Origin of the sequence: Streptomyces sp. NBC_00557 (genome assembly GCF_036345995.1) — a bacterium.
Classification (GTDB): Bacteria; Actinomycetota; Actinomycetes; order Streptomycetales; family Streptomycetaceae; genus Streptomyces.
The window spans coordinates 2,404,762-2,429,785 of record NZ_CP107796.1 but is presented as its reverse complement, the minus strand read 5'-3'; the positions used below and the strand labels follow the sequence as shown (position 1 = coordinate 2,429,785).

19 protein-coding genes are annotated in these 25,024 nt (G+C 71.9%); 14 read left to right on the top strand and 5 right to left on the bottom strand.

The features are described 5' to 3' along the window. Positions 1 to 32: 32 nt before the first annotated feature. On the bottom strand, positions 33 to 269 hold the full coding sequence (locus tag OG956_RS09915) for a hypothetical protein (RefSeq protein ID WP_330337586.1): 237 nt from the start codon (positions 267 to 269) through the stop codon (positions 33 to 35). 162 nt (positions 270 to 431) lie between these two features. Between OG956_RS09915 and OG956_RS40225 the strand changes: the two genes are divergently transcribed. Beyond that, the gene (locus OG956_RS40225; protein ID WP_443065547.1) at positions 432 to 713 is read left to right on the top strand and encodes a hypothetical protein; all 282 of its coding nucleotides are present in this window, start codon (positions 432 to 434) and stop codon (positions 711 to 713) included. A 178-nt stretch (positions 714 to 891) separates the two neighbouring features. On the opposite strand, the gene OG956_RS09905 is transcribed toward OG956_RS40225, so the two are convergent. Further along, entirely contained in the window at positions 892 to 2,001 is a 1,110-nt protein-coding gene (locus tag OG956_RS09905; protein ID WP_443065672.1) for a CAP domain-containing protein, read from the bottom strand. 508 nt (positions 2,002 to 2,509) lie between these two features. Between OG956_RS09905 and OG956_RS09900 the strand changes: the two genes are divergently transcribed. From OG956_RS09900 to OG956_RS09885, 4 genes are all read left to right on the top strand, one after another. Then, positions 2,510 to 2,791, top strand: a complete 282-nt coding sequence (locus OG956_RS09900; protein ID WP_330337585.1) for an acylphosphatase — start codon at positions 2,510 to 2,512, stop codon at positions 2,789 to 2,791. A 383-nt stretch (positions 2,792 to 3,174) separates the two neighbouring features. Beyond that, positions 3,175 to 3,378: a hypothetical protein gene (locus tag OG956_RS09895; RefSeq protein WP_031167290.1), complete on the top strand. Its 204-nt coding sequence runs from the start codon at positions 3,175 to 3,177 to the stop codon at positions 3,376 to 3,378. Positions 3,379 to 3,620: 242 nt separating this feature from the next. After that, on the top strand, positions 3,621 to 7,331 hold the full coding sequence (locus OG956_RS09890) for an AAA family ATPase (protein WP_330337584.1): 3,711 nt from the start codon (positions 3,621 to 3,623) through the stop codon (positions 7,329 to 7,331). A 227-nt stretch (positions 7,332 to 7,558) separates the two neighbouring features. Beyond that, a complete protein-coding gene (locus tag OG956_RS09885) occupies positions 7,559 to 8,977 on the top strand; it encodes a sugar porter family MFS transporter (RefSeq protein ID WP_330337583.1) in 1,419 nt (472 codons plus the stop codon). A gap of 505 nt (positions 8,978 to 9,482) precedes the next feature. Here OG956_RS09885 and OG956_RS09880 read toward each other — a convergent pair. After that, positions 9,483 to 10,949 carry a cytosine permease gene (locus OG956_RS09880; protein WP_330337582.1) on the bottom strand — a complete coding sequence of 489 codons (1,467 nt, stop codon included), beginning with the start codon at positions 10,947 to 10,949 and terminating at the stop codon, positions 9,483 to 9,485. A gap of 170 nt (positions 10,950 to 11,119) precedes the next feature. On the opposite strand from OG956_RS09880, the gene ftsY reads away from it, so the two are divergent. Further along, a complete protein-coding gene (gene ftsY, locus OG956_RS09875) occupies positions 11,120 to 12,334 on the top strand; it encodes a signal recognition particle-docking protein FtsY (RefSeq protein WP_330337581.1) in 1,215 nt (404 codons plus the stop codon). 312 nt (positions 12,335 to 12,646) lie between these two features. On the opposite strand, the gene OG956_RS09870 is transcribed toward ftsY, so the two are convergent. Continuing rightward, on the bottom strand, positions 12,647 to 13,309 hold the full coding sequence (locus tag OG956_RS09870; RefSeq protein WP_330337580.1) for a bifunctional DNA primase/polymerase: 663 nt from the start codon (positions 13,307 to 13,309) through the stop codon (positions 12,647 to 12,649). A gap of 457 nt (positions 13,310 to 13,766) precedes the next feature. Between OG956_RS09870 and nsdA the strand changes: the two genes are divergently transcribed. The 5 genes from nsdA to ffh all read left to right on the top strand — a co-directional run bounded on the left by nsdA (position 13,767) and on the right by ffh (position 21,533). After that, entirely contained in the window at positions 13,767 to 15,245 is a 1,479-nt protein-coding gene (nsdA, locus tag OG956_RS09865) for a transcriptional repressor NsdA (RefSeq protein WP_330337579.1), read from the top strand. 341 nt (positions 15,246 to 15,586) lie between these two features. Beyond that, entirely contained in the window at positions 15,587 to 16,933 is a 1,347-nt protein-coding gene (locus OG956_RS09860; RefSeq protein WP_330337578.1) for an ammonium transporter, read from the top strand. Beyond that, positions 16,930 to 17,268: a P-II family nitrogen regulator gene (locus OG956_RS09855; RefSeq protein ID WP_043504401.1), complete on the top strand. Its 339-nt coding sequence runs from the start codon at positions 16,930 to 16,932 to the stop codon at positions 17,266 to 17,268. Before OG956_RS09860 ends, OG956_RS09855 begins: the two co-directional genes overlap by 4 nt. 28 nt (positions 17,269 to 17,296) lie before the next feature. Then, complete coding sequence (locus tag OG956_RS09850) at positions 17,297 to 19,792, top strand: [protein-PII] uridylyltransferase (RefSeq protein WP_330337577.1); 2,496 nt, start codon at positions 17,297 to 17,299, stop codon at positions 19,790 to 19,792. Between the two features lie 190 nt (positions 19,793 to 19,982). Continuing rightward, positions 19,983 to 21,533, top strand: a complete 1,551-nt coding sequence (gene ffh / locus OG956_RS09845; RefSeq protein ID WP_330337576.1) for a signal recognition particle protein — start codon at positions 19,983 to 19,985, stop codon at positions 21,531 to 21,533. A 135-nt stretch (positions 21,534 to 21,668) separates the two neighbouring features. Here ffh and OG956_RS09840 read toward each other — a convergent pair whose 3' ends face one another. Continuing rightward, complete coding sequence (locus OG956_RS09840; protein ID WP_443065671.1) at positions 21,669 to 22,622, bottom strand: SAM-dependent methyltransferase; 954 nt, start codon at positions 22,620 to 22,622, stop codon at positions 21,669 to 21,671. Positions 22,623 to 23,237: 615 nt separating this feature from the next. Between OG956_RS09840 and OG956_RS09835 the strand changes: the two genes are divergently transcribed. From OG956_RS09835 to OG956_RS09825, 3 genes are all read left to right on the top strand, one after another. Beyond that, the gene (locus OG956_RS09835) at positions 23,238 to 23,834 is read left to right on the top strand and encodes a hypothetical protein (protein WP_330337574.1); all 597 of its coding nucleotides are present in this window, start codon (positions 23,238 to 23,240) and stop codon (positions 23,832 to 23,834) included. A 437-nt stretch (positions 23,835 to 24,271) separates the two neighbouring features. Then, positions 24,272 to 24,691 (top strand): 30S ribosomal protein S16, encoded by a 420-nt coding sequence (rpsP, locus tag OG956_RS09830; RefSeq protein WP_208898581.1) that lies wholly within the window; start codon positions 24,272 to 24,274, stop codon positions 24,689 to 24,691. A gap of 5 nt (positions 24,692 to 24,696) precedes the next feature. Then, positions 24,697 to 24,936, top strand: coding sequence for an RNA-binding protein (locus tag OG956_RS09825; protein WP_003973401.1), 240 nt, complete (start codon positions 24,697 to 24,699; stop codon positions 24,934 to 24,936). Positions 24,937 to 25,024: the final 88 nt, after the last annotated feature.

Below are 25,024 nucleotides of genomic sequence, written 5' to 3'. Positions count from 1 at the left end.
GGCTGCGGGGCGCTCCTAGCGCCTAGTGGGGTTTAGTCGACCGGCTGCCCGTTACCCGTGCCGCCCCTGCAGGTCCCGGGAGCGCCCGCGGTCGGTTTCGACCAATCGACCGTTCCGCCGCCCTTCTCGCACTCACCCGGGGTGAGGGCGGTGCGGCCGCCCTGACTCGGGGTGAGGCTGGTGGCGGTGGCGGTGGCGGCGCCTGTGAGGCCGAGTCCGGCGAGGGCTGCCGTGGCGATGCCGGCGGCGAGGATGCGTCGAATGCGCATTCGATTCCCCTTTCATGGATTGCCTTGATTGGGGCACTAATCAGCTTGATGTTCCTCCATGTGGGTGGCGCGTCATGTTGCGCCGTTCGGGTGACAGGGCTGTCGGATGCGGGGCCGGCGGGGCGACCCGCCGGACAGCGCACCTAGGTCGGCGTAGCGACTTTGGCCGGGAGCTGCTTTGCGCTGGCCGGTCACCTCAAGCGCCATCCGGACACGAAGATCACGCTGCCGTGGAAGACGCTCGACGGTCCTCCGGTCACGGCGTCACTGATTTTCACCAGCCCGACGGGGCTGCCGCTGGATCGGACTCGCTTCAACGACCGTGTATGGCGGCCGGCACTTCGGGCCGCGCACGTCAAGACCGAGCGGGACAACGGCATGCACGCGCTGCGGCACTTCTACGCCTCGGTGCTGCTGGATGCGGCGAGAGCATCAAAGCTCTGAGTGAGTACCCGGGCCATCACGACCCGGCTTCACGCTGCGCACGTACACGCACCTGATGCCGTCGGGCGGGACCCGGACGCGCGCCGCCGTGGATCGCGTCTTCGCGGACGAGGAACCAACGGTTGACGGCCCGGACACGGCCCTGGAGGGTGCTTAGGCCGCCTGACCTGCGGTTGTCTCAGTAGCCGAAGTCCTGTGTCCACCAGGGGCCGCCCGGGCCGAAGTGGACGCCGACGCCCAGGGTCTTGAAGTCGCAGTTCAGTATGTTGGCGCGGTGGCCGGGGCTGTTCATCCAGGCCTGCATCACGGCCGCCGCGTCGGACTGGCCGCGCGCTATGTTCTCGCCGCCGAGGTTGGCTATGCCCGCCGCGGCCGCCCGGTCCCACGGCGACTTGCCGTCGGGGTCGGTGTGGTCGAAGAAGCCCCGCGCCGCCATGTCGTCGCTGAACGACTCGGCCAGCCGGCTCAGCGAGGAGCTCGCCGTCAGCGGGCTGCAGCCGACCTTCGCCCGCTCCTCGTTGACGAGCTTCAGCACCTGCGCCTCGGCGGCGCTCGCCGCCGACGCCGTCCCCGGAGCGCCGGCCGCGGGCGACTTGCTCGCCTTACGCGACGGGGTGGTCCGGGTCTTGCCGGCCGGCGTCGCCGTAGCCGGCTTCCTGCTCGCCGTCTTCGAGGGGGCGGGCGTGGGGGAGGCCGACGTCGACGCCGACGGCGAAGGCGACGCCGACGCCGACGAGGAAGCCGACCGGCTCGGCGAGCCGGGGGCCGTGGAGGCCGGGCCGGCGCCGGCCGCGCCCCCGGGACTGTCGGCGCTGCCCGAGCTGCCGCCCTGCTCGGCGGCCGTGTTGCCCGGCGCGTTCGCCGCCTGCACCCGGTCCCCGCCGGTGGTCTGCGTGCCGCCGCCGAGCTTGTAGTTCTGCAGGCCCGGCACCACCCCCGTCGCCACCGCGGCCGTACCGAGGGCGACGGCCGCGGACACCCCGAGCAGGCCCGTGCGGACTGGCCGCGCGCTCTTCTTGCGGCGCCGGTGGCCGGGGGAGTGGGCGCTCGCCGGGGCGACGTCATCGCCTCCGGGTCCGCCCGGGCCGCCGTCCGGGTCCGCGAACAGGTGGGCGTGCGCCTGCGTGGTCGCGTCGGCGTCGTCCAGCGGCCGCAGACCGCTCGCCGGGGTGTAGGTCTCCGGGTTCAGATACGGCGCGATGCCCCGGGGGGCCGCCTGGCGGCCGGCGGACGGCGCGAGGTTGCGAGGCGCGCGGTCGCCTGCGTAAGGCGAGATGTTCCGGCCCATGCGGTCGCCTGCGTAGGGCGTGAGGTCCCAGGGCTCCGGCTCGCTCGGGTACGGGCTCCGGGGCGCCGGTCCGCTCACGTACGGGTCCCAGGGCTCCGGCTCGCTCGCGTAGGGGGCCGCGTAGGAGTGCCCGGAGAAGTCCCTGCGTGCCCGCGCATCCGCGTACGGTGCGGGGTCGTCCCACGGCTCCGGTGCGCGGCCGACGGTCTCACCCGCGAACCCGTCCCACGGGCCCGCGCTTCCGCTCGGGGAGTGCTCCGCCAGGGTTACCCCCGTGGCCCGGCCCGTGGTGGCGCGGCCGGCGTCGGTGCGTCGGTGGCGTCCCATGTCCTTGCCCTCTTTCGCGTCCTCGCGGGCGACCGGCGCCTGCGCGGCGAGTGGCACCGCTTGGCCGACCCGGCTCACTCGATCGAGTGAGTTTCATATGAGATTCATCGGATCGGGACGGTACCGCATGGCGCACGGGCGCGATGTGTGCCGAGCAACATCGGCTGGTTAGGTTGCCTCCATGAGCGAAGACGTACGGCTGGTCGCCTGGGTGCGGGGACGCGTCCAAGGTGTGGGTTTCCGCTGGTTCACACGCGCCAAGGCGCTGGAGATCGGCGGCCTGAGTGGTTTTGCTCTCAATCTGGCCGACGGCCGGGTCCAGGTGGTCGCGGAGGGCTCGCGCGAGAACTGCGAGGACCTCCTGGACTGGCTCCAGGGCGACGACACGCCCGGGCGCGTGGACGGAGTCACCGAGATCTGGGACACACCCCGCGGCGGCTACGACGGCTTCGCCATCCGCTGAGCCGGTTTCTGTAAAGGCGCACAGGCCGGCGCACGGGGACATGCCGGGGGCACATGCGGGAAGCAGAAACGACCTGGTGGTTGCCAAGAACGGCCCGGCGTGGCAGGCTCCGCAGGTATCAGCTGATCGCCACGCCCCGAGGGCACCGGATGACATGCGGCGCCGCCGATTCTCCCGGCCGCGCGCCCGGTTTGCCCGCCAATACAGGGCGTGATCGTGTTGACCGTCAAACTTTTTGGTGAGACGCTGAAAGCCCCGCGCACCTTAGCTGTTTGGCATGGAGCAACACCAGATCCACACCTGGATGTGCCAAGCACCGCGGGTGCGATCCCTCACGACCCACACCGCATCGGTCGGTCACTCATTGTGGAGGACCATCCATCATGGCAAAGGCGCTTCTCGGTTACGTCGGCGGCTCCGACCCTCGACTCCTCGCCGAGATGCGACGGCTGCAGCAGCGCGTGCAGGACCTGGAGTCCGAGCTCGTACGGATCCAGGCGGAGAACGAAGCGCTGTCGGCTGCCGCCTCTCAGGACAGGATCATGGAGAGCATCGACGCACACCAGGCGGAGCCTGCGCTCACCTGATCGCTGCATCAGCTCCACAACAGCAGTCGCAGTGATCGGGCTGCCGTATCAACCGCTCAGTTGATCGACGGCCGCAACCCGGTCGTCAGAGTTGCAAGGGACGCTTCGGCGTCCCTTCTTTCTTTGCCACGCATCCTTTCACTGTCTTTAACGTACGGTGTGCCCTGCATGTTCAACGGCGAAACCGCGCGGTTGCGAGGGTTCATGGAGTGAGATAGCGGCGCCCGGTAGAGTCCGGCGGCGTGCACCTCAAGGCCCTGACCCTCCGCGGGTTCAAGTCGTTCGCCTCGGCGACCACGCTCCGGTTCGAACCGGGGATCACGTGTGTCGTCGGCCCGAACGGCTCGGGCAAGTCCAACGTCGTGGACGCGCTCAGCTGGGTCATGGGCGAGCAGGGCGCCAAGTCGCTGCGCGGCGGCAAGATGGAGGACGTCATCTTCGCCGGCACCACCGGCCGCCCCCCGCTGGGCCGCGCCGAGGTGTCCCTGACCATCGACAACTCCGACGGCGCGCTGCCCATCGAGTACGCCGAGGTCACCATCACGCGGATCATGTTCCGCAACGGCGGCAGCGAGTACCAGATCAACGGCGACACCTGCCGCCTCCTCGACATCCAGGAACTCCTGTCCGACTCCGGCATCGGCCGGGAGATGCACGTCATCGTGGGCCAGGGCCAGCTGGACTCCGTCCTGCACGCCGACCCCATGGGCCGCCGCGCCTTCATCGAGGAGGCCGCCGGCGTCCTCAAGCACCGCAAGCGCAAGGAGAAGGCGCTGCGCAAGCTGGACGCGATGCAGGCCAACCTCGCGCGCGTGCAGGACCTCACCGACGAACTGCGCCGCCAGCTCAAGCCGCTCGGCCGCCAGGCCGCGGTCGCCCGCCGGGCCGCCGTCATCCAGGCGGACCTGCGGGACGCCCGCCTGCGCCTGCTCGCCGACGACCTCGTACGCCTGCGGGAGGCCCTCAAGGCCGAGATCGCCGACGAGGCCGCCCTGAAGGAGCGCAAGGAGGCCGCCGAGCAGGAGCTGAAGAAGGCCCTGCAGCGCGAGGCCCTCCTGGAGGACGAGGTACGGCAGCTCTCGCCCCGCCTCCAGCGCGCCCAGCAGACCTGGTACGAGCTGTCCCAGCTGGCCGAGCGCGTCCGCGGCACCATCTCGCTCGCCGACGCGCGGGTGAAGAGCGCCACCTCCGCTCCGGTGGACGAACGCCGTGGCCGCGACCCCGAGGATCTGGAGCGCGAGGCCGCCCGCATCCGCGAGCAGGAGGCCGAGCTGGAGGCGGCCCTGGAGGCGGCACAGCGCGCCCTCGACGACACCGTCGCCCACCGGGCCGAACTGGAGCGGGAGCTGGCGGCCGAGGAACGCCGCCTGAAGGACGTCGCCCGCGCCATCGCCGACCGCCGCGAGGGCCTGGCCCGGCTGTCCGGGCAGGTCAACGCGGCCCGCTCCCGCGCGGCTTCGGCCCAGGCCGAGATCGACCGCCTGGCCACGGCCCGGGACGAGGCCCAGGAGCGCGCCGCGCGGGCCCAGGAGGAGTACGAGACCCTGAAGGCCGAGGTCGACGGCCTCGACGCGGGCGACGCGGACCTGGCCGAACGCCACGAGGCGGCCAAGCGCCGGCTCGCCGAGGCGGACACCGCCCTGAGCGCCGCCCGCGAGGCCCTCACCACGGCCGAACGCACCCGCGCCGCCACCCAGGCCCGCCACGAGGCACTGGCCCTCGGCCTGCGCCGCAAGGACGGCACCGGCGTACTCCTCGACGCCCGCGACCGCCTCACCGGAATCCTGGGCCCGGCGGCGGAACTCCTCACGGTCACCCCGGGCTACGAGGTTCCCCTGGCAGCCGCTTTCGGCGCGGCCGCGGACGCCATCGCCGTCTCGAGCCCGGCAGCGGCAGCGGAGGCCATCCGCCTGCTCCGCAAACAGGACGCGGGCCGCGCAGCCCTCCTGCTGGCACGCCCCACACCCACCCGAGCACCCGCACCCGCCGACGGCGACCGGGCCCCCGAAGGGGGCGCGGGGAACGGCGCGCTCAGCCACGACGCACCCGCAGCCGACAACGGCGATCGGGCCCCGGAAGGGGGCGCGGGGAACGGCGCGCTCAGCCACGACGCTTCCGCACCCGCCGAACCGACTGCCACCCCCCTCCCCGGACTGCGCTTCGCCGCCGACCTGGTCCAGGGCCCCGCCCACCTCCTCCCCGCCGCCCGCCGCCTCCTGCAAGGAATCGTGGTGGTCGGCACCCTCGAAGACGCCGAAGACCTCGTCGCCACCCACCCGCACCTCACCGCCGTCACCGCCGAAGGCGACCTCCTCGGCGCCCACTTCGCCCACGGCGGCTCCGCCGGCGCCCCCAGCCTGCTGGAGGTGCAGGCCTCCGTCGACGAGGCCGCGGCCGAGCTCGCGGAGCTGGCGGTGCGCTGCGACGCACTGGCCGACGAGCAGCGCGCGGCGGCCGAACGGCGTGCCGAGGCCGCCGCCCTCGTCGAAGAGCTCGCGGAGCGGCGCCGGGCCGCCGACCGGGAGAAGTCGGCCGTGGCCCAGCAGCTCGGCCGGCTCGCCGGCCAGGCGCGCGGCGCCGCCGGGGAGGCCGAGCGGTCGGCCGCCGCCGCGGCACGTGCCCAGGAGGCCCTGGAGAAGGCCGTACAGGAGGCCGAGGAGCTGGCCGAACGGCTGGCCGTCGCCGAGGAGATGCCGGTGGAGGAGGAGCCGGACACCTCCGTGCGCGACCGGCTCGCCGCCGACGGCGCCAACGCCCGGCAGACCGAGATGGAGGCCCGGCTCCAGGTCCGTACGCACGAGGAGCGGGTGAAGGGGCTCGCCGGGCGCGCCGACGCGCTGGACCGGGCCGCCCGCGCGGAACGCGAGGCACGCGTGCGTGCCGAGCAGCGCCGCGCCCGACTGCGGCACGAGGCGGCCGTCGCGGAGGCCGTCGCCTCGGGCGCCCGGCAGCTGCTCGCGCACATCGAGGTCTCCCTCGCCCGCGCCGAGCGGGAGCGCGCCGCCGCCGAGGCCGCGAAGGCCCGCCGGGAACAGGAGCTGGCCGCCGCCCGGGCCCAGGGCCGCGACCTCAAGGCCGAGCTGGACAAGCTCACCGACTCCGTCCACCGCGGCGAGGTGCTCGGCGCCGAGAAGCGGCTGCGCATAGAGCAGCTGGAGACCAAGGCGCTGGAGGAACTGGGCGTCGAGCCGGAGGGGCTGGTGGCCGAGTACGGCCCGCACCAGCTCGTACCGCCCTCGCCCCCCGCCGAGGGCGAGGTCCTGCCGGACGACCCCGAGCACCCCCGCAACCAGCCGAAGCCCTTCCACCGCGCCGAACAGGAGCGGCGGCTCAAGGCCGCCGAGCGCGCCTACCAGCAGCTCGGCAAGGTCAACCCGCTGGCGCTGGAGGAGTTCGCGGCGCTGGAGGAGCGGCACAAGTTCCTCAGCGAGCAGCTGGAGGACCTGAAGAAGACCCGCGCCGACCTGCTGCAGGTGGTGAAGGAGGTCGACGAGCGGGTCGAGCAGGTCTTCACCGAGGCCTACCGGGACACCGCCCGCGAGTTCGAGGGCGTCTTCAGCCGCCTCTTCCCGGGCGGCGAGGGCCGGCTCGTGCTCACCGACCCCGGCAACATGCTCACCACCGGCGTGGACGTCGAGGCGCGTCCGCCGGGCAAGAAGGTCAAGCGGCTCAGCCTCCTCTCCGGCGGCGAGCGCTCGCTGACCGCCGTCGCGCTGCTGGTGTCGATCTTCAAGGCCCGGCCGAGCCCCTTCTACGTCATGGACGAGGTCGAGGCTGCCCTGGACGACACCAACCTGCAGCGGCTGATCCGGATCATGCAGGAGCTGCAGGAGACCTCGCAGCTGATCGTGATCACGCACCAGAAGCGCACGATGGAGGTCGCCGACGCGCTCTACGGCGTCTCGATGCAGGGTGACGGGGTGTCAAAGGTCATTTCTCAGCGCCTTCGTTAGCGCCCACCCCAAGATCAACTTCACTCTACGTTCAAGAAGTGAACACCCCACCCTCGCGCCGTTGCTCCCTCCTCCCTAAAAAGTCACAGCCGTCGCCTATTGACTTCGAAACTTGAAGGCATAGTCTCTGCAACGTTGCTTTTACCTTCAGGTCTCACCTGCATCAGGTTTCGCCTGTAAGGGCTCGCCCCCCACGCGGCAGCGTTGCCGCGCCCGAGGAGATTCACGTGACCAGCACTACGCAGGCACCTCAGTCAGGAGTCAGGACGGCTCAACCCGAGCATCTCGGGCACGTCATCTTCATCGCGGCCGCCGCCGCCATGGGCGGTTTCCTCTTCGGTTACGACAGCTCCGTCATCAACGGCGCGGTCGAGGCCATCCGCACCAAGTACGACATCGGCTCCGCGGCCCTCGCCCAGGTCATCGCGATCGCCCTGATCGGCTGTGCCGTCGGCGCCGCGACCGCCGGCCGCATAGCCGACCGGATCGGCCGTATCCGCTGCATGCAGATCGCCGCCGTCCTCTTCACGATCAGCGCCGTCGGCTCCGCGCTGCCCTTCGCGCTGTGGGACCTCGCCCTCTGGCGCATCGTCGGCGGCTTCGCCATCGGCATGGCCTCCGTCATCGGCCCCGCCTACATCGCCGAGGTCGCCCCGCCCGCCTACCGCGGCCGGCTCGGCTCCTTCCAGCAGGCCGCGATCGTCGTCGGCATCGCCGTCTCCCAGCTGGTCAACTGGGGCCTGCTCAACGCCGCGGGCGGCGACCAGCGCGGTCACCTGATGGGTCTGGAGGCCTGGCAGGTCATGCTCGGCGTGATGGTCGTCCCGGCCGTCCTCTACGGCCTGCTCTCCTTCGCGATCCCCGAGTCCCCGCGCTTCCTGATCTCGGTCGGCAAGCACGAGCGCGCCCGTGAGATCCTCGCCGAGGTCGAGGGCGAGAGCACCGACCTGAACGCCCGCGTCGCCGAGATCGAACTGGCGATGAAGAGCGAGCACAAGTCCACGTTCAAGGACCTGCTCGGCGGTGGCTTCTTCTTCAAGCCGATCGTCTGGATCGGCATCGGCCTCTCGGTCTTCCAGCAGTTCGTCGGCATCAACGTCGCGTTCTACTACTCCTCCACCCTGTGGCAGTCGGTGGGCGTCGACCCGACGGACTCGTTCTTCTACTCCTTCACGACGTCGATCATCAACATCGTCGGCACCGTGATCGCGATGATCTTCGTCGACCGCGTCGGCCGCAAGCCGCTCGCACTCATCGGCTCGATCGGCATGGCCGTCGGCCTGGCGCTGGAGGCCTGGGCGTTCTCGTCCCACCTGGTCGACGGCAAGCTCCCCGCCACCCAGGGCTGGGTCGCGCTGATCGCCGCCCACGTCTTCGTCCTCTTCTTCGCCCTCTCCTGGGGCGTGGTGGTCTGGGTCATGCTCGGCGAGATGTTCCCGAACAAGATCCGCGCCGCCGCCCTGGGCGTGGCCGCCGCCGCGCAGTGGATCGCCAACTGGGCCATCACCGCGAGCTTCCCGTCCCTGGCCGACTGGAACCTCTCCGGCACCTACGTGATCTACACGGTCTGCGCCGCGCTCTCCGTCCCCTTCGTCCTGAAGTTCGTCAAGGAGACGAAGGGCAAGTCCCTGGAGGAGATGGGCTGACCGGCCCCCGCGAACCCGAGGAGAAGGGCCAAGTCCCCGCTGCCCCTCTCCTCGCACCCTCCGCCGCCCCCGCTCCGGCCACTGCCCGGACCGGGGGCGGCGGTGTCGTACGGCACCGCAGCGCGTTCCCGTCGCCGGCACGCCCCCGCGCCACGAAGGCCCCGGGACCGTGCGCCCTCTCCTCCACGGCATCCCGCCCACCAGCAGGTGCCGTACGAGCCTGCCGGCGCCCGACACGCCGGCCGACTCCGCGAGGGATCCGGTACACGCCGCGGCGAAGCGCAGGGCTTCAGCAGGTTCTCCGGCAGCTTGTCTGGCGCCGGGTGCAAGCAGCTTGTCCTGGAGCCGGGTGCAGTCAGCTTGTCCTGGAGCCGGTGTCCACGCCGAGGGCGGTCACGGCGATGCCCCCACGGGCATGAGAAAGTCCCCCTCCGGTGCTTTTGCGGTGGAGGGGGACGAACTCGGGCGGGAGAAACCGTTCCCGCGGGCCGGTCGGCCGGATCCGTCAGGCGTTGACGGTCGCGCGCTCCTCGGCCGGCGCCGGCGCCGGCGCCGGCCCCGCGGCCTCGGGCCGCTTCACCGCCGGCTTCGGCAGCGCCAGGTACAGCACGCCCGAGAGCACGATCGTGGCCACCCAGCCGAGGCCGTACTCGCCGACGACGTTGTTCTTCGCGAGGGGACCGGTGAACCAGTCGGAGGTGGTGAACATCAGGCCCGAGACCAGGCCGATCGCCCAGGCGGCCACGGCCGCGGGGGAGAAGCCGCCCTTGTACCAGTAGGCGCCGGCGCGGGTGGTGTCGGCCATCGCGGCGCCGTCGTACTCGGTGCGGCGCAGCATGTCCGCGCCGAACACGCCGACCCACGCGGAGAACGCGACCGCGAGCAGCGACAGGAAGGCGATGAACGAACCCATGAAGCTCGTCGCCACCAGCATCAGCACACCGCCGAAGGCCAGCGAGATCACGGCGTTGACCGAGACCGCCCAGTGCCGCGGCACCTTGAAGCCGAGGGTCTGCGCGGTGAAGCCCGCCGAGTACATCGACATCGAGTTGATCAGCAGCATGCCGATCAGCGCGATGAACAAGTACGGCACCGCGATCCACGTCGGGAGGATCTCGCCGAGGAAGGACACCGGGTCGGTGGCCTCGGCCAGGTCCGGTGTGGACACCGCCATCACCGCGCCCATGAGCACCATGGGGAGCACGACGACACCGGCGCCGCCCACCGCCGTGCCGACGATCGCCTTCGAGGACGCCGTGCGCGGGAGGTAGCGGGTGAAGTCGGGGGCGGACGGGATCCAGCTGACACCGCCGGCCGCGATCATGCCGACACCGGTGATCACCGCCGCCGTCGAGCCGCCGCCCTGGTGCACCACCTTCGACCAGTCGGTGTTCGCCACCAGGTAGACCAGCACCAGGACCGAGAAGACGCCGAAGAGGTAGGTGGCGTACTTGTTGCACTTCTGCACGGCGTTGATGCCGAGCCCGGAGATCGCGAAGGTCGCGGCCACGAAGGCGAGCAGCATCACCATGTCCAGCACGCTGTTCGCCTTCAGGCCGAACAGGATGTCCAGGATGGTGAGCATCGCGTAGGCGCCGGTGACCGCGTTGATCGTCTCCCATCCCCAGCGCGCGACCCAGATCAGCGAACCGGGCAGCAGATTGCCGCGCTGGCCGAAGACCGCGCGCGAGAGCGCCATGCCGGGCGCGCCGCCGCGCTTGCCCGCGATGCCGATCAGACCGACCAGGCCGTACGACACGACCGGCGCGGCCACCGCGACGACGAGCGCCTGCCAGATGTCCAGGTGGTACGCCACGACCAGGCTCGCGCCCATCGTCAGCAGCAGCACGCTGATGTTGGCGCCCACCCAGGTGGGGAACAGTTCACGGGTCCTGGCGGTGCGTTCGTGATCCGGGACCTGCTCGATGCCTCGGGTCTCGAGAGCACCTTCGGTCTCGACGGTTTTGCTCATCAAAAAGGGGCCAGACGTGGGGGGACAGGGAACGGTCGGGACTCTACGCGCGTGGACGGAGCCGTCACCATCGTACTTTGCTCCGAGTCCGGGCAATAAGTGGCGTTTGTCTCTGGGAGGAAGCCACAAACCGGCTCCCGCCCCACCCCATGGCTGATACTGGAGCCGTTATGGAAACCGTCATCCTTGCTGTAGTCATCGCCGTGGTCGTGATCGCGGCGCTCGGCGGGCTGGTGATCGGCACCCGGCGCAAGAAGCCGCTGCCTCCGCCGCCCCCGAAGGCGCCCGACATCACCGCGCCCCCGGCCGAGCCGCACGTCGGCGACGAGGCCGAGACACCGCGCGAAGAACCGCGCCGGACCATCGAGGAGGTGGACCTCCCCGGCGGCCCCGCACCGGTCGTCGTGGAGGAGCCTCCCGCCGTCCCGCCTCTCGAAAAGGCGCCCGAGCTCGAGATCCCCGAGCCCACCGCAGGCCGGCTGGTCCGGCTGCGCGCCCGCCTGTCCCGCTCCCAGACCGCCCTCGGCAAGGGCCTGCTCACGCTGCTCTCGCGCGAGCACCTGGACGACGAGACCTGGGAGGAGATCGAGGACACGCTGCTCACCGCCGACGTCGGCGTGCAGCCCACCCAGGAGCTGGTCGAGGGCCTGCGCGAGCGTGTGAAGGTGCTCGGCACCCGCACCCCCGCGGAGCTGCGCGGCCTGCTCCGCGACGAACTGCTCAAGCTGGTCGGCACCGACATCGACCGCACCGTGAAGACGGAGCCCGCCGACCGCAAGCCCGGCATCGTGATGGTCGTCGGCGTCAACGGCACCGGCAAGACCACCACCACCGGCAAGCTCGCCCGCGTCCTCGTCGCCGACGGCCGTACGGTCGTGCTCGGCGCCGCCGACACCTTCCGCGCCGCCGCCGCGGACCAGCTGCAGACCTGGGGCGAGCGGGTCGGCGCCTACACCGTGCGCGGGCCCGAGGGCGGCGACCCCGCCTCCGTCGCGTTCGACGCGGTGAAGGAAGGCAAGGAGATGGGGGTCGACGTCGTCCTCATCGACACCGCCGGCCGGCTGCACACCAAGACCGGCCTCATGGACGAGCTGGGCAAGGTCAAGCGCGTCGTGGAGAAGCACGCGCCGCTCGACGAGGTGCTGCTCGTCCTGGACGCCACCACCGGCCAGAACGGCCTGGTGCAGGCCCGCGTCTTCGCGGAGGTCGTGGACATCACCGGCATCGTGCTGACCAAGCTGGACGGCACCGCCAAGGGCGGCATCGTCATCGCGGTCCAGCGCGAGCTGGGCGTGCCGGTCAAGCTGGTCGGACTCGGCGAGGGCGCGGACGACCTGGCGCCCTTCGAGCCGGAGGCCTTCGTGGACGCCCTCATCGGCGACTGAGCAGCCGGTGCGGTGACGACCCCCGCGTCAGGAAGCGCCCGCCCCAAGGTGCAGTTGGGTGCGGGCGCCGGCCTTTTTTGCGCCTGAGCCGGCGGCGCTCTCGCGGAGGTGGCGACTCACCGTCGTGGTGACTCGATTTGAGGGTCGCGCTGCCTGGGGGCGGGTTGCTTGGTGGTGGTGCTGCCTGGAGGGCTGGGGTTGCTTGCTGGTGGTGCTGCCTGGGGGCTGGGGTTGATTGATGGTGCAGCGAGGTTGCTCTGGCGGCGCTGCCCCGGCGCCGAGTGGTCGTGGGGTGCTGTGCCGGCCCGGGTGTTACGCCCGGGCCCGTGACCGGTGTGCCACGTACGCCAGCGTGCCCAGCAGCAGCCGGGCCGCCGGCGGGTGGGTCGCCGAGTCCAGCGCGGGCGGGCGCAGCCAGCGCACCGGACCGAGGCCGCCCCGGTCGGAGGGCGGCGCGGTGATGTGCGCGCCGGGGCCGAGGCCGCGCAGGTCCAGGGCCGAGGGATCGTCCCAGCCCATGCGGTAGAGCAGCCGGGGCAACTCCGCGGCGGCGCCGGGGGCGACGAAGAAGTGGGCGCGGCCGTCCGGGGTCGCGGTCACCGGGCCGAGGGGGAGTCCCATCCGCTCCAGGCGGACCAGGGCGCGGCGGCCGGCGGCCTCGGAGACCTCGATGACGTCGAACGCCCGGCCCACCGGGAGCATCACCGCGGCGCCCGGGAACTCCGCCCAGGCCTTGCTCGCCTCGTCGAGCGTGGCCCCGGCCGGCACCGGGGGAGCGAAGTTGAGCGGGTGTGCGCCGGGCGCCGTGCAGTCCGCGCGTCCGCACGAGCACGCGCCCGCCGCGGCCCGCGCACCCGGCACCACGTCCCAGCCCCACAGCCCGGTGAACTCGGCAACGGCGGTGCACTCCGACGAACGGCCGCGCCGACGCGTGCCGGAACGAATCTCGCGAATGCCGCCGATCGTGAAGCCCATGCCCCCTCCAACGGGTCCAGCGCGCCTATGGTCACGCCACGGAACGAGACGGAAGCGGAACGTAACACTACGGCTCCGCCTTCCCCTGCCGACGCGAACGCAAGGCGGCGCCTTGAGGCACAACAGGTGGCGCGCCGGAGGCTTCACGCCCCCCGTGCGCACCACTCCGCCCACTTCCGGCCGTCCTATGTCAAGTGAATCGCGTGGCGGCCATCGTGAGTTCATTCGAAGGGGTGGCGAATGGTGGCGATTCTGGGATCCCCGTGGCTGGACGGGTGATCGTAGGATTACGGTGAGTGCGCGAGTCGGATCGGCATATGCGTCCATGGGTATGCCGGAGGCGAGTCGTCAGCTCGTTCGAAGGGTGAGAACCGGCGGACAGCGGCCGTATTCACCGGCATTCTGATAGGGCTTGGCGCACTCGACGACAAGTGGTCTCAGGGATGGGGGCGTTCCAGTGGGCGGCAACGGCGGTAGCGGGACGAACGCTGACAAGCGCCCCAACGAGCTGCTCGGGTCGTGGTTCGTGCGCAGCGGCTGGTCCAAGGGCGAGCTGGCTCGCCAGGTGAACCGCCGGGCGCGCCAGTTGGGCGCCAACCACATCTCCACCGACACCTCGCGCGTGCGCCGCTGGCTGGACGGGGAGAATCCGCGCGAGCCGATCCCGCGCATCCTCTCGGAGCTGTTCTCCGAGCGCTTCGGCTGCGTGGTCTCCATCGAGGACCTCGGCCTGCGCGCCGCCCGCCCCACGCCCTCCGCGTCCGGAGTCGACCTGCCCTGGACGGCCCCGCAGACGATCGCCCTGCTCGGCGAGTTCTCGCGCAGCGACCTGATGCTGGCCCGGCGGGGCTTCCTAGGCGCCTCGCTGGCGCTGTCCGCCGGCCCGTCCCTCATCGAGCCCATGCAGCGCTGGCTCGTGCCGAGCCCCGCCTCCCCGGTCCCCGCCGAGCCCGAGCCCGTCCTCGACGCGCGCCGGCCCGGCCGGCTGTCCAAGCCCGAGCTGGAGCTGCTGGAGCACACCACGCGGATGTTCCGCCAGTGGGACGCCCAGTGCGGCGGCGGTCTGCGCCGCAAGGCGGTCGTCGGCCAGCTGCACGAGGTCACCGACCTGCTCCAGGAGCCGCAGCCGGAGGCCACCACCCGCAAGCTCTTCAAGGTCGCGGCCGAACTCGCCGAACTGGCGGGCTGGATGAGCTACGACGTCGGGCTCCAGCCCACCGCGCAGAAGTACTTCGTCCTCGCCCTGCACGCGGCCAAGGAGGCCGGCGACCGGCCGCTGGGGTCGTACATCCTCTCCAGCATGAGCCGCCAGATGATCCATCTCGGCCGGCCCGACGACGCCCTGGAGCTGATCCACCTCGCCCAGTACGGCAGCCGGGACTGCGCGAGCCCGCGCACCCTGTCCATGCTGTATGCGATGGAGGCCCGCGCCTACGCCAACATGGGCCAGCCCGGCAAGACCAAGCGCGCGGTCCGCATGGCGGAGGACACCTTCGCCGAGGCCGACGAGTGGGACGAGCCGGACCCCGACTGGATCCGCTTCTTCTCCGAGGCCGAGCTGTACGGCGAGAACTCCCACTCCTTCCGCGACCTCGCCTACGTCGCCGGACGCAGCCCGACCTACGCCTCCCTCGCCGAGCCGCTCATGCAGAAGGCGGTGCGGCTGTTCGCCGAGGACGGCGAGCACCAGCGGTCGTACGCGCTGAACCTGATCGGCATGGCCACCGTGCACCTGCTGAGGCGCGAGCCCGAGCAGAGCACGGCCTACGCCGCGCAGGCCATGGACATCGCCAGGAAGGTCCGCTCCGAGCGTGTGAACACTCGTATCCGAAAGACGGTCGACGCGGCCGTCCGCGACTACGGCGACCTCGCGGCCGTGGTCGACCTCACCGATCGGCTCGCCGCCGCTCTGCCGGAGGCCGCTGAAGCGGTCTGATCACCCGGCACCCCCGCCCCGGCCGCGGCCGGTCCTCCCGAACTGCCCGACTCGGCTCCCCCACGCCAGGTCATCGGAGAGGCCGCCGCGGCCGGCCTGTGTGTCCGGCGCGATCTCCGGAAGCAGGTTGCGTCACGATAACGGTCGGCACGGCCGGGATCCGGCAGTTCATGGAGGCGTAACACGCCCGGCGCCTTCGTCACGCCGGTGAAACAACGAGGGGCTTCGACCGAAACCGCGCTGCGCCACTCTCATGGCGCATAACCGGCCCACCCCCACGACCCGCCGGACCGCTCAGGCACCGCCCGCACGGGGCCGTACCAACCGACGAGGAGACGCCGATGGCACCAGCCATCACGCTTGCCGCGGAGGCACCCAAGCTGTCTGCCGCGAACACAGGCTTCATGCTCATTGCTTCCGCCCTGGTCCTGATCATGACGCCGGGTCTCGCCTTCTTCTACGGAGGCATGGTCCGCGTCAAGAGCACGCTGAACATGCTGATGATGAGCTTCATCAGCATGGGCATCGTCACCATCCTCTGGGTGCTCTACGGCTTCTCCCTCGCCTTCGGCACGAACAACAGTTTCATCGGCTGGGACTCCGACTGGTTCGGCCTGCGCAAGATCGGCCTGACCGAGCTGTGGCCCGGTTACACCATCCCGATCTTCGTGTTCATGGTCTTCCAGATGATGTTCGCGATCATCACGCCGGCCCTGATCAGCGGCGCCCTCGCGGACCGCGTGAAGTTCTCGGCCTGGGCGCTGTTCATCGCCCTGTGGCTCACGATCGTCTACGTCCCGGTCGCCCACTGGGTCTGGGGCGCCGACGGCTGGGCCTACAAGCTCGGTGTGATCGACTTCGCGGGTGGTACGGCGGTCCACATCAACGCGGGCGCCGGCGCCCTCGGCGTCATCCTCGTCATCGGCAAGCGCGTCGGCTTCAAGAAGGACCCGATGCGCCCGCACAGCCTTCCGCTGGTCATGCTCGGCGCGGGCCTGCTGTGGTTCGGCTGGTTCGGCTTCAACGCGGGCTCCTGGCTCGGCAACGACGACGGCGTCGGCGCGCTGATGTTCGTCAACACGCAGGTCGCGACCGCCGCCGCCATGCTGGCCTGGCTCGCCTACGAGAAGATCCGCCACGGCGCGTTCACCACGCTGGGCGCCGCCTCCGGCGCGGTCGCCGGTCTGGTGGCGATCACCCCGTCCGGCGGCGCGGTCTCCCCGCTCGGCGCGATCGCGGTCGGCGCCATCGCCGGTGTCGCCTGCGCCGCGGCCGTGGGCCTGAAGTTCCGGTTCGGCTACGACGACTCCCTCGACGTCGTCGGCGTCCACATGGTCGGCGGCATCATCGGCTCCCTGCTGATCGGCTTCTTCGCCACCGGCAAGGGCCAGTCCACCGCGACCGGCGTCTTCTACGGCGACCACTCCTGGACCCAGCTGTGGAAGCAGTGCGCCGGTGTCGGCGCGGTCCTCGCCTACTCCCTGGTCGTCTCCGCGGTCCTCGCCTTCCTGCTCGACAAGACGATCGGCATGCGGGTCACCGAGGACCAGGAGATCTCCGGCATCGACCAGGCCGAGCACGCCGAGACCGCCTACGACTTCAGCGGCGCCGGCGGCGGCGTCCTCGGTTCCGTCGCCGCCCACGCCCCGTCCCTGGCCGCCGCCCAGACCAAGAAGGTGGACGCATGAAGCTCATCACCGCCGTCGTCAAGCCGCACCGGCTGGACGAGATCAAGGAGGCCCTGCAGGCGTTCGGCGTGCACGGCCTGACGGTCACCGAGGCGAGCGGTTACGGTCGTCAGCGGGGCCACACCGAGGTCTACCGCGGCGCCGAGTACACCGTCGACCTGGTCCCCAAGATCCGCATCGAGGTGCTGGCCGAGGACGACGACGCCGAGCAGCTGATCGAGGTCATCGTGAAAGCCGCCCGCACCGGCAAGATCGGTGACGGCAAGGTCTGGTCCCTGCCGGTCGACACGGCCGTACGGGTCCGCACCGGCGAGCGCGGCCCGGACGCGCTCTGAGCACCGCTGTCGAGAACGGAGTCGCTGGGTGACGGGAACGGACGAGCGCATGGCAGAGGACTCGGGACCCAGCGGCTACGCGGCGGCCCGGCTGCGCCTCCTCACCGAGGGGGCGCGGTCCGGGCCGCCGCGCCGTTCGGCCCTCGCCGAGCTGACCGACGACTGGCTCGCCGGACTGTTCACGGCGGCGGCCGCGGGACGCGCGGGAGTCTCCCTGGTCGCCGTCGGCGGCTACGGCCGGGGCGAGCTGTCCCCGCGCAGCGACCTCGACCTCCTGCTGCTGCACGACGGCTCCGACCCCGGTGCGGTCGCCGCCCTCGCCGACCGCCTCTGGTACCCCGTGTGGGACCTCGGCATCGCCCTCGACCACTCCGTACGGACCCCGGCCGAGGCCCGCAAGACCGCCGGGGACGATCTGAAGGTCCACCTCGGTCTCCTGGACGCCCGCCATCTCGCCGGCGACCTGGGGCTCACCGCCGGCCTGCGCACGGCCGTCCTCGCCGACTGGCGCAACCAGGCCCCCAAACGCCTGCCCGAACTGCAGGAACTGTGCGCCGAGCGCGCCGTACGGCAGGGCGAACTGCGGTACCTGCTGGAACCCGACCTCAAGGAAGCGCGCGGCGGCCTCAGGGACGCCACCGCCCTGCGCGCCGTCGCCGCCTCCTGGCTGGCCGACGCCCCGCGCGAGGGCCTCGCCGACGCGCGCCGGCGGCTGCTCGACGTACGGGACGCGCTGCATCTGGTGACGGGCCGCGCCACCGACCGGCTCGCGCTCCAGGAGCAGGACCAGGTGGCGGCCGAACTGGGGCTGCTGGACGCCGACACCCTGCTCCGGCAGGTCTACGAGGCCGCCGGCATCGTGTCGTACGCCAGCGACGTCACCTGGCGCGAGGTGGGGCGCGTGCTCCGGTCGCGCGCCGTACGGCCGCGTCTGCGCAAACTGGCAAGGGAGCGAAGCGACTTCCTCAGAAGGGCGGTGGCGGGAGACGGGAGGGCGCTGGGCGGCGGCAAGCCCGTCGCCGAGCGGTCGCCGCTCGCCGAGGGCGTGGTGGAGCAGGACGGCGAGGTGGTGCTCGCCCGCACCGCGCGCCCCGAACGCGACCCCGTTCTTCCGCTGCGTGCCGCAGCCGCCGCAGCGCAGGCCGGCCTCCCGCTCTCCCTGCACGCCGTACGGCGCATGGCCGCCACCGCGCGCCCCCTGCCCACGCCCTGGCCCGCCGAGGCCCGCGAGCAGCTGGTCACCCTGCTCGGCTCCGGCCGCCCGACCGTGGAGGTCTGGGAGGCGCTGGAGGCCGAGGGACTGATCAGCCGCATGCTGCCGGACTGGGAGCGGGTCCGCTGCCGCCCGCAGCGCAACGCCGTCCACATCTGGACCGTCGACCGCCATCTGATCGAGACGGCCGTCCGCGCCTCCGAGCTCACCCGCCGCGTCAGCCGCCCCGACCTGCTCCTCGTCGCCGCCCTGCTGCACGACATCGGCAAGGGCTGGCCCGGCGACCACTCGGTGGCCGGCGAGATCATCGCCAAGGACGTGGCCGCACGGATCGGCTTCGACAGCGCGGATGTGGCCGTGCTGTCCCTGCTGGTCCGCCACCACCTGCTCCTGATCGAGACGGCCACCCGCCGCGACCTGGACGACCCGGCCACCGTCCGCTCGGTCGCCGAGGCCGTCGGCACCCAGAGCACCCTGGAGCTGCTGCACGCCCTCACCGAGGCCGACGCCCTCGCCACCGGACCCGCGGCCTGGTCCTCCTGGCGCGGCTCCCTCGTCGCCGACCTCGTCCGGCGCGTCGGTGCCGTGCTCGCGGGCGACGCCCCCGGCGAGCCGGAACCCGCCGCGCCCACCGCCGAACAGGAGCGGCTCGCGATCGAGGCGTTCCGCACGGGCAGCCCGGTCCTCGCACTGCGCGCCCAGACGGAACCGGTCACCGGGGCCGAGGCCTCCGGCGAACCCCTCGGCGTGGAGCTGCTCATCGCCGTACCCGACCAGCCGGCCGTCCTCCCCGCCGTCGCCGGCGTCCTGGCCGTCCACCGCCTCACCGTCCGTACGGCGGAACTCCGCGCCGTGCGCCTGCCCGACGACGTCGACGACGGTTCGGTGCTGCTGCTCAACTGGCGGGTGGCCGCCGAGTACGGCTCCCTGCCCCAGGCCACCCGGCTGCGCGCCGACCTCGTCCGCGCCCTGGACGGCAGCCTGGACATCGCCGGGCGGCTCGCCGAACGGGACGCGGCCTATCCGAGGCGCCGCGGCTGGATCGCCCCGCCGCCCCGGGTCACGGTGGCCCCGGCCGCCTCCCACCACGCCACGGTGATCGAGGTCCGCGCCCAGGACGCCCCCGGCCTGCTGCACCGCATCGGCATGGCCCTGGAGAAGGCGGGCGTGCGAGTGCGCAGCATGCACGTGTCGACCCTGGGCTCCAACGCGGTGGACGCCTTCTACGTGACGACCGGTGCCGGGGAGCCGCTGCCGACTCAGGATGCGGGGTCACTGGCCCGCGCACTGGAGGAGGCGCTGCGGGCGTGAACCCCGGGCCGGCGGGTGCGGGCAGCAGGCATCCCCGGCACCCCGTCCGCACGCCCGCACAGCCGGTGCCGGCCGCCGGTGTCCCGCTCCCGCGCTCACCGGTGCGGGCGGGCGCGGACGGATTGGTTGCGCGGGCGGATACCCTGGAGGGCAGCCCGAACCGACCCCGACCTCGAGGACCGACGCCACCGTGTTCGATACCCTCTCCGACCGCCTCAGCGCGACTTTCAAAAATCTCCGCGGCAAGGGGCGCCTCAGCGAGGCGGACATCGACGCCACGGCACGCGAGATCCGCATCGCGCTCCTCGAGGCGGACGTGGCCCTGCCTGTCGTCCGCACCTTCATCAAGAACGTCAAGGAGCGTGCCCTCGGCGCCGAGGTCTCCAAGGCGCTGAACCCGGCCCAGCAGGTCCTGAAGATCGTCAACGACGAGCTCGTCACGATCCTCGGCGGTGAGACCCGGCGCCTGCGCTTCGCCAAGCAGCCGCCCACCGTGATCATGCTGGCGGGTCTGCAGGGTGCCGGTAAGACCACCCTCGCGGGCAAGCTCGGCAAGTGGCTCAAGGAGCAGGGCCACTCCCCGCTGCTGGTCGCCGCCGACCTGCAGCGCCCGAACGCCGTCAACCAGCTGAGCGTCGTCGCCGAGCGCGCCGGTGTCGCGGTGTACGCGCCCGAGCCGGGCAACGGCGTCGGTGACCCGGTCAAGGTCGCCAAGGACTCCATCGACTACGCGAAGTCCAAGGTCCACGACATCGTGATCGTGGACACCGCCGGCCGCCTGGGCATCGACCAGGAGATGATGCAGCAGGCCGCGGACATCCGGGACGCCGTCAGTCCCGACGAGATCCTGTTCGTCGTCGACGCGATGATCGGTCAGGACGCGGTCAACACCGCCGAGGCCTTCCGCGACGGCGTCGGCTTCGACGGCGTGGTGCTCTCCAAGCTCGACGGCGACGCCCGCGGCGGCGCCGCCCTGTCGATCCGGCAGATCACCGGCAAGCCGATCATGTTCGCGTCGAACGGCGAGAAGCTCGACGACTTCGACGCCTTCCACCCGGACCGGATGGCCTCCCGCATCCTCGACATGGGTGACCTGCTCACCCTGATCGAGCAGGCGGAGAAGACCTTCAGCCAGGAAGAGGCCGCCAAGATGGCCTCGAAGCTGGCGTCCAAGAAGGGCCAGGACTTCACCCTGGACGACTTCCTGGCCCAGATGGAGCAGGTCCGGAAGATGGGCAGCATCTCCAAGCTGCTCGGCATGCTCCCGGGCATGGGCCAGATCAAGGACCAGATCAACAACATCGACGAGCGCGACGTCGACCGCACCGCGGCGATCATCAAGTCGATGACCCCGGCCGAGCGCCAGGACCCGACGATCATCAACGGCTCCCGCCGCGCCCGTATCGCCAAGGGCTCCGGCGTCGAGGTCAGCGCGGTGAAGAACCTGGTCGAGCGGTTCTTCGAGGCCCGCAAGATGATGTCCCGCATGGCGCAGGGCGGCGGTATGCCGGGCATGCCGGGGATCCCGGGCATGGGCGGCGGCCCCGGACGGCAGAAGAAGCAGCAGAAGAAGGCCAAGGGCAAGCAGCGCTCCGGCAACCCGATGAAGCGCAAGCAGCAGGAGCTGGAGGCGGCCCAGCGCCGCGAGGCCGCCGCGCAGGGCGGGAACGCCTTCGGGCTGCCGCAGCAGGGCGGCCAGGACTTCGAACTGCCGGACGAGTTCAAGAAGTTCATGGGCTGAGCAGCCCCGCGTCCACCTCCGCGCGTGCCAGGGCCGGCCCCTGCCGTACCGTCCGCATACGGCCGGCCCCGCGCCGCCGCACGCGTCACACGCCCAGCCCCGGCGAGCGGCGTGACCAAGGCGACCGGGCGGGGGCTAGGGCACGCGCGCGACGAGGTAACGGAAGACGTTCGGCATCCACACGGTCCCGTCGGCGCGCCGGTACGGGTGCAGGGCCTCCGTCAGCTCCTTGTCGACCTGCTTGGCGTCCGTGGCCGCGATCGCCGCGTCGAACAGGCCGGTCGACAGCAGCCCCCGTACCGCGCTGTCGGTGTCGGCGTACCCGAACGGACAGGCCACCCGCCCCGAGCCGTCCGGTTTCAGCCCCGCCCGCTGCGCGACCTCCTCCAGATCGTCCCGCCGGGCGGGCCGCCAGCTGCGCGCGCTGCGCAAGGGATCGGCCAGTTTCGTCGCCACCCGCAGCACCGAGGAGGTGGCGCAGCGCTCCGGCGGCCCCCAGCCGGCCAGCACCACGGCGGCCCCGCGCGCGGCCAGCGGCAGCGCGTCGGCCAGCAGCTCACCGAGCCCCTCGGAGTCGCCCGCGAGGCAGCCGATCGGCTCGAAGACGGTCACCAGGGTGTAGGGGGAGTCCTCCGGGCCGGCCGCGTCACGGGGCGAGCCGCCGACGAGCTGCGCGGCACGCGCGCGTGTACGGCCGTCCGCACCGCTCCCGTTCCCGCCCCGCGGACCGGACTCACCGCCCGCACCGGCCCCGCTCCCGCCGCGCGGCTCCCGCCCGCGCCCGCCGTCGTCCCCGGGCCGCCCAGCGGCCGTGCTCCCGCCCGCGCCGTGCGGCACGTGCCGGCGTCCGTCGTCCTTCCCGCGCCCGGTGACAGTGTTCCCGTGCGCGCCGCGCGAGGCGCCCGGCAGCAGCCGCTCGCGGGCGAGGGCGAGCCGCTCGGGGGAGGCGGCGTCGACACCGGTGACCTCGGCCCCTCTGCCGGCCGCCAGCAGCAGGGCGAGCCCGGCGCCGCAGCGCAGGCCCAGCAGCCGGGTGCCGGGGCCCACTTCGAGTCGTTCGTGGACGGCTTCGTAGAGCGGAACCAGCATCCGCTCCTGGATCTCGGACCAGTCACGCGCGCGAGCGCACAGGTCCACGCGGGGTGCCGCGTGGGCCACGTGCTGTCGCACGAGCGTAGGTGTCATAGGTAAGCGCCCCAATCCGCCGACAGTTCACCGCTGTGTCCGGTTGCGTGGCCCCCGTGCCGTGCGCGCACTTCCCACGTATGCCAGGTAACTCCCGGCTCGCTGCCCCGTCCAGGGGGCGTGGGGCCCGGCTTGGGGTCCGGGCGCCGGTGTGGCGAGATTTCACATCCCGGCAACGTGGACGGCCGTACGGTGTCCGCCCCGGGGAACAGGCCGGTTCCGGGAGGCCGGGGCGCGCAGTAACGTCACGCGCGTCACGGACGCTGAGCGAGGTGAGGCCTCGCGACCAGAGCGGCCGAAACACCTCTTGCGCACCTGCCGGCCCCTGTCGCACCGGGCACTACGTGCCGCGGCGTACGGCGGACTACGCACCAGCTTGGTAGGAGCTGTGAGGCTTCTCCGCAGATCAGCGCACCCGCCCTCGTCCGGACGCATCAGCGGCAACTGACGGGTAAGTGCAAATTATTTGAGATGGCCCCGGAATAGGAACACATTCGAGATCCCGCTCGTTGTCATTACGTGAGCACGACACAGACACCACCTGTTCTCGCCGCGGAGCTGGCACAGGCGTGGGCCGACATTCAGCGGTACCACCCCGAGCTGCCGGATCTCGCCGCGCCGGAGTCCCTGATCGGAGAGTCGTCGTCCGCCTGCGGCCACGAGCTCTCCTTCGAGCGCCTGCTGCACGAGGCAGTCCACGGCATCGCCGCCGCCCGCGGCATCCGCGACACCTCCCGCGCCGGCCGCTACCACAACCGCCGTTTCCTGGCCATCGCCGAGGAACTGGGCCTCGACCACCCGGAGGAGCCGCACCCGAGCAGCGGTTTCTCCCTGGTCACGCTCAACCCCGAGGCCAAGCGCCGCTACCGCTCGACGATCGAGCGGCTCCAGCGCGCGCTGAAGGCCCACACGGCGGCCACCTCCTCGGACACCAGCCGCACCTTCCGGGGCCCGGCCGCCCGGCACGGCTCCTCCGGGGGCGGCGTCCGGGTCAAGGCGGTGTGCGACTGCGGCCGCAACGTCCGGGTGGTCCCCTCGGTCCTGGCCCAGGCCCCGATCGTCTGCGGCGGCTGCGGCAAGCCGTTCCGGATCCCGGAGGTCGCGGGAGCGGCGTGACCGCGAGGCCGCGGACACCGGCATCTCGTGGGTGCCGGACAGCTGCCGACGACGGGCCGGGCCGCACCGTGCCGCCCATCCGCGCGCAGTCGTGCCGCGGGGGGCGATGGGGGCGCCCCCGCGCGAGCGAAGCCGAGCGCGGGGAAGGCGGGCGTGGGGGAAGGCGGCCGCTGCCGACAACAGCACAGCACCGGCCGGGCGCACCCGACGTGACTCTCACCTCCACGCCGGGTGCCGACCGGGCATGCCCGAGCACGGGCACCGACCCTCGGCCGAAAGCGACCCGCCGGGTATGGCACAATGGCTAGCTGTACTCGACAGCCGCACAGGACCCCTCTCTCCTCCGGCTGACGCGTCCATCGGGCACTCGGGTACCGCAACCCCACGCGGCTCTCCCGCCGTGCCCAACCACGTCAAATCCAGGAGAACCCACTCCCGTGGCAGTCAAGATCAAGCTGAAGCGTCTGGGCAAGATCCGTTCGCCTCACTACCGCATCGTCGTCGCCGACTCCCGCACCCGCCGTGACGGCCGGGCGATCGAGGAGATCGGCAAGTACCACCCGACCTACAACCCGTCGGTCATCGAGGTGGACGCCGAGCGTGTGGCGTACTGGCTCGGTGTCGGCGCTCAGCCGACGGAGCCCGTGCTCGCCATTCTGAAGAAGACCGGCGACTGGCAGAAGTTCAAGGGCGAGCCGGCCCCCGCGCCGCTGCTCACCGCCGAGCCGAAGCCGGCCCGTCCGTCGTTCGAGGCGCTCGGCGGTGACGACGAGGGCAAGGGTGAGGCGATCACCCAGAAGAAGAAGGCTGAGAAGAAGGACGAGGCGGCTGCCGAGTCCGAGTCGACCGAGGCCTGAGCAGCATGCTCGAAGAGGCGCTTGAGCACCTCGTGAAGGGCATCGTCGACAACCCTGACGATGTGCAGGTCGCCTCGCGCAACCTGCGCCGCGGGCGCGTGCTCGAGGTCCGGGTCCACCCGGACGACCTCGGCAAGGTGATCGGCCGCAACGGCCGTACCGCGCGCGCTCTGCGCACCGTCGTGGGCGCCATCGGCGGTCGCGGCGTCCGTGTCGACCTCGTCGACGTGGACCACGTCCGCTGACGCTTCAACGCAACCGGCTCGGGCCGGGGAGGGCCACTGGCCGTCCCCGGCCCGCAGTCGTATGAGCAGGACGCCGGCAGGAGATGAC

Excerpts from the sequence above, each read along its gene's own strand:
- OG956_RS09915 (WP_330337586.1), bottom strand. The coding sequence starts at position 269 with ATGCGCATTCGACGCATCCTCGCCGCCGGCATCGCCACGGCAGCCCTC.
- OG956_RS09905 (WP_443065672.1), bottom strand. The coding sequence starts at position 2,001 with ATGGGCCGGAACATCTCGCCTTACGCAGGCGACCGCGCGCCTCGCAAC.
- OG956_RS09900 (WP_330337585.1), top strand. The coding sequence starts at position 2,510 with ATGAGCGAAGACGTACGGCTGGTCGCCTGGGTGCGGGGACGCGTCCAA.
- OG956_RS09895 (WP_031167290.1), top strand. The coding sequence starts at position 3,175 with ATGGCAAAGGCGCTTCTCGGTTACGTCGGCGGCTCCGACCCTCGACTC.
- OG956_RS09880 (WP_330337582.1), bottom strand. The coding sequence starts at position 10,949 with ATGAGCAAAACCGTCGAGACCGAAGGTGCTCTCGAGACCCGAGGCATC.
- ftsY (WP_330337581.1), top strand. The coding sequence starts at position 11,120 with ATGGAAACCGTCATCCTTGCTGTAGTCATCGCCGTGGTCGTGATCGCG.
- OG956_RS09870 (WP_330337580.1), bottom strand. The coding sequence starts at position 13,309 with ATGGGCTTCACGATCGGCGGCATTCGCGAGATTCGTTCCGGCACGCGT.
- OG956_RS09860 (WP_330337578.1), top strand. The coding sequence starts at position 15,587 with ATGGCACCAGCCATCACGCTTGCCGCGGAGGCACCCAAGCTGTCTGCC.
- OG956_RS09855 (WP_043504401.1), top strand. The coding sequence starts at position 16,930 with ATGAAGCTCATCACCGCCGTCGTCAAGCCGCACCGGCTGGACGAGATC.
- OG956_RS09840 (WP_443065671.1), bottom strand. The coding sequence starts at position 22,622 with ATGCTGGTTCCGCTCTACGAAGCCGTCCACGAACGACTCGAAGTGGGC.
- OG956_RS09825 (WP_003973401.1), top strand. The coding sequence starts at position 24,697 with ATGCTCGAAGAGGCGCTTGAGCACCTCGTGAAGGGCATCGTCGACAAC.